Origin of the sequence: Thalassobacterium maritimum (assembly GCF_031127805.1) — a bacterium.
Lineage (GTDB): Bacteria > Verrucomicrobiota > Verrucomicrobiia > Opitutales > Coraliomargaritaceae > Thalassobacterium > Thalassobacterium maritimum.
In genome coordinates, this window is sequence record NZ_JARXHW010000104.1 from 1 (window position 1) to 3248 (window position 3248).

4 protein-coding genes are annotated in these 3248 nt (G+C 48.3%); 2 read left to right on the forward strand and 2 right to left on the reverse strand.

Translation table 11 applies throughout. The features are described 5' to 3' along the window. Positions 1 to 169: transposase (locus tag QEH52_RS19160; protein WP_308952568.1), on the forward strand; the 169-nt coding region annotated here is incomplete at its 5' end. 238 nt (positions 170 to 407) lie between these two features. Here the strand turns inward: QEH52_RS19160 and QEH52_RS19165 are convergent. Continuing rightward, a complete protein-coding gene (locus tag QEH52_RS19165; protein WP_308952565.1) occupies positions 408 to 830 on the reverse strand; it encodes a GreA/GreB family elongation factor in 423 nt (140 codons plus the stop codon). A gap of 38 nt (positions 831 to 868) precedes the next feature. Next, entirely contained in the window at positions 869 to 1849 is a 981-nt protein-coding gene (locus QEH52_RS19170; RefSeq protein ID WP_308952566.1) for an aldo/keto reductase, read from the reverse strand. 1170 nt (positions 1850 to 3019) lie between these two features. On the opposite strand from QEH52_RS19170, the gene QEH52_RS19175 reads away from it, so the two are divergent. After that, a partial coding sequence (locus QEH52_RS19175; RefSeq protein ID WP_308952567.1) for a hypothetical protein occupies positions 3020 to 3248 on the forward strand: 229 nt, incomplete at its 3' end.

The window sequence follows — 3248 nt, forward strand, 5'->3', positions numbered from 1 at the left end:
CAGAGGTTTCAAGGTTCTGCCTAAGCGGTGGATCGTCGAGAGAACCTTCGGATGGCTGTCGAAATACCGCAGAATGTCCAAAGACTACGAAACTAGCATTGAGTCATCTACTGCCATGATTCATATTGCGATGACTCGACTCATGCTCAAGCGTGCGGCTAGATTCTAACCGTTTTGGAAGTTTATTAGACGCTCTCTAAGAAAATGTTACAACTTTCATCCCCTTGCACGACATAGCAAATACTTCTTTCCCACCCTTTGTGGTTGGGGGTCGAGGTTGAGCAATCGACCGCACGACCTCGACCCGCGTAATACTATTGAATTAAAAAGAAGTTGTCGTTTCTCGCAGTATCATCACACGCGACCAGTAATCAGAATCGGCATTATCCGATTCTGATTTCGACATGCTATCTAAGAGCCTTGGCTGAGTTATCCACAAACGAATTTTCAGTAGCGCCTCGATCCACTCTCAAAACCCGCATTCGCCGTACACCTCCCGGTGTCGGCCATTCGATTTCGTCGCCCTCCGTATAGCCGAGCAGTCCAGCACCCACCGGAGCCAGCACAGAGAGACGCCCTGCGTCAAAGTCAGACTGCCCTGGTAGGGTGAGTATGTAACTCTCTATTTCTCCCGATTCAATGTCTTCAATTTCGACACGACTATTCAGACCAATTGCGTCATCCGGAACCTCCGAGGCATCGAGCACAATCGAACGCGACAATTCGCTGCGTAGGTGGAAGACAGTATCGATTTTAGCACTGAGCCCCTGTATCAAATGATTCAATACGCTGTGATCTTCTTTGGAGAGGTATATGTTTTTCTTTTTCATAGTATATCGTGATTCTTTATGGGATTGATTTGATTCGTTCATTTGGATGCAGGCTCCAGTGTTTTTTCCAGTCGCCACAGATGCTCGTTACTTAATTGTATCTGAGTCGCAGCAACCGAGGTATGCACATGCCCGGAATGGTTGCAGCCGATGATTGCCGAAGAGACGGTCTCATGACGGAGCACCCATGCCAGTGCGATTTGCGCTGGCGTGGCACCTAGATCCTGTCCGACACTTTCGAGGGAAGATATCGCAGAATACCCCCTGGGATTGGCATAGTGCTTAGCAAGCTCCCCGCCGCGTGTGGATGCACGCAGTGGCCCGCGATGACTATACTTTCCTGTTAAAAATCCTCCTGCTAGCGGAGACTCCGCCAATACACCGACTCGATACTCGCGCGCGATCGCGCTCAAGTCCGCATGGAAATTACCTTGGTCGAGTAAGGAAAATTTTTGCTGAATGGAATCGAAGCGACAGCCATGTAAGCGATCGGATCGAGCCAACGCCTCAATGAATCTCCACGCAGGAAAGCCTGCGGTGCCCACATAGCGGACTTTGCCTGCGCGAACTAGGTGCTCTAAGCCAAGCAACAATTCGTCAATCGGGCGTATTGCTTTTCCATTAGGCATAAAACAGTCGCTCCACTCGCAGACCAGTAGGTCGAGGTGCGATAGGCCTAGCCTACGCAAAGAAGCTTCGCACTGCTCTCTGACAAGTTTGGCCAAAGATTGCCCCGGCGCTAAACTCTGGGCCGTGAACACCATACGTGTGGATATGACAGAATCCTTCCGCACACCCGGTCTTTGGCCCAGCCATGCGCCTAGCGTCTCCTCCGATTGTGTAACAATATTCTGATCTGATGCAACGGTGGAGCTCTGAATAAAGTTCCCTCCGAGTTCGAGATAAGTATCCAGTAAGTTAAAAGATGCCTTCGCATCGTTGAGCCATCCGAATTGTAAAGCGCCGAGACAAAGCTCTGACACAGACAATCCGGTGCGCCCGAATTTTCTATAGTTCATGATAAAATAAGGCTAAAAGTACGCGTCACAATCCAAGCCATAGACCTGCGAATAATTGCGACAAACACGTAACTGAGGTCAAAAATTAGATCCAAAAAAGCGAAGCTCCTAGCTCCGCGAAAATGTATGAAGCTAACTCGCTTCGCACATCAAACGAAACTTCGTAGTTTCGTAATGTTATGCCTCCCGACCTTGGCGTATGTGCCAGGAGAGAATCACCTTAAACACAAACTGCAACAAGGCCGGGCAGACCTGGAAAGATACCAGGTGCTCCTTTTCCCTTTTTATAAATTTGTTGGCGTAAGTGCATCATCACATTATGACTCTCTTATACATTTATTCTAAGTCAAGCTCATCAGGCTAGATTTAGCATCCATTAATCGACTTCACTTGACTTATTAGAGTATTTGAGTGAAAAGCACACACATGCATAAGATGATCAAATCAATAACATTGGTTCGGGGAACGAATCCATTGATCTTCCTTAATTAAGGGCGGGGTCGATTCTTGATGGTGTGACGTTTCCGCACAGTCAAACGCCGCACCACCGCCAACAAGTGTTTCTCAGCTTGCTATGCACCAAACAAATCCGTTCTGCGACAGTGCGCTCGGTAGTTAGCATACATTGAATGTGAGATACCCTTATCTCTATTCAGCTACAGCTCAAGCACTCACTCCCTTCCCAGGCTGTCGTATAAAAAGATGCTCGATAACTCGTGACTACACGAATTACGAACGATGGCAATAAATAACGATTAATTAAATATAACATGAAGACACAATTACACATCCAAGATCACACATGTCCACAAACACCCATCACACGAAAATTCGCTGCGAAAGAAATGGATTCTCTCATTCAGAAAGATCCCCGCATTACACGTATACGGATCAAATTCACTAAACAATTCGACCACGGGCCCTATCAGGTTAATAAAGTCAGTGCAGTCGCCACTGGCCGTGGTCGCCCTACTTTTCGAGGTGTTGCGCGTGCAGCAACGCCCCGTACCGCTCTCAAAGCACTCAGCTCAAAAATGAGACGACGCCTCGTAAGACAGACCGTACATTGTCCACAAAACTGTATTGGCATCCAGCACAACTGTGGGGGGGCAGCCCAATGTTTCATGTCATCGTGATTGAATTGGTTCTGCTCTGTGCTATTTCAATTGAATGGCACGTCGCAGTCGAATCGAGTATCCTGGAGCGTTCTACCATGTTCTGAATCGTGGGAATTATCGTTCGTGGATATTCGATACCGTTGGAGCGCGTAAGAGCTTTGTGACTTGCCTGGACCAATGTTGTTTGGCTCAAGGTTGGCGCTCACACGCTTGGGTGTTGGGGCCGAGCTCGACTGTGCAAAGTGCGGTCAGCCGGCACCGAACAGCCGGTAAGCAGGATG

Coding starts and splice junctions, on each gene's coding strand:
- QEH52_RS19165 (WP_308952565.1), bottom strand. CDS start 830: ATGAAAAAGAAAAACATATACCTCTCCAAAGAAGATCACAGCGTATTG.
- QEH52_RS19170 (WP_308952566.1), bottom strand. CDS start 1,849: ATGAACTATAGAAAATTCGGGCGCACCGGATTGTCTGTGTCAGAGCTT.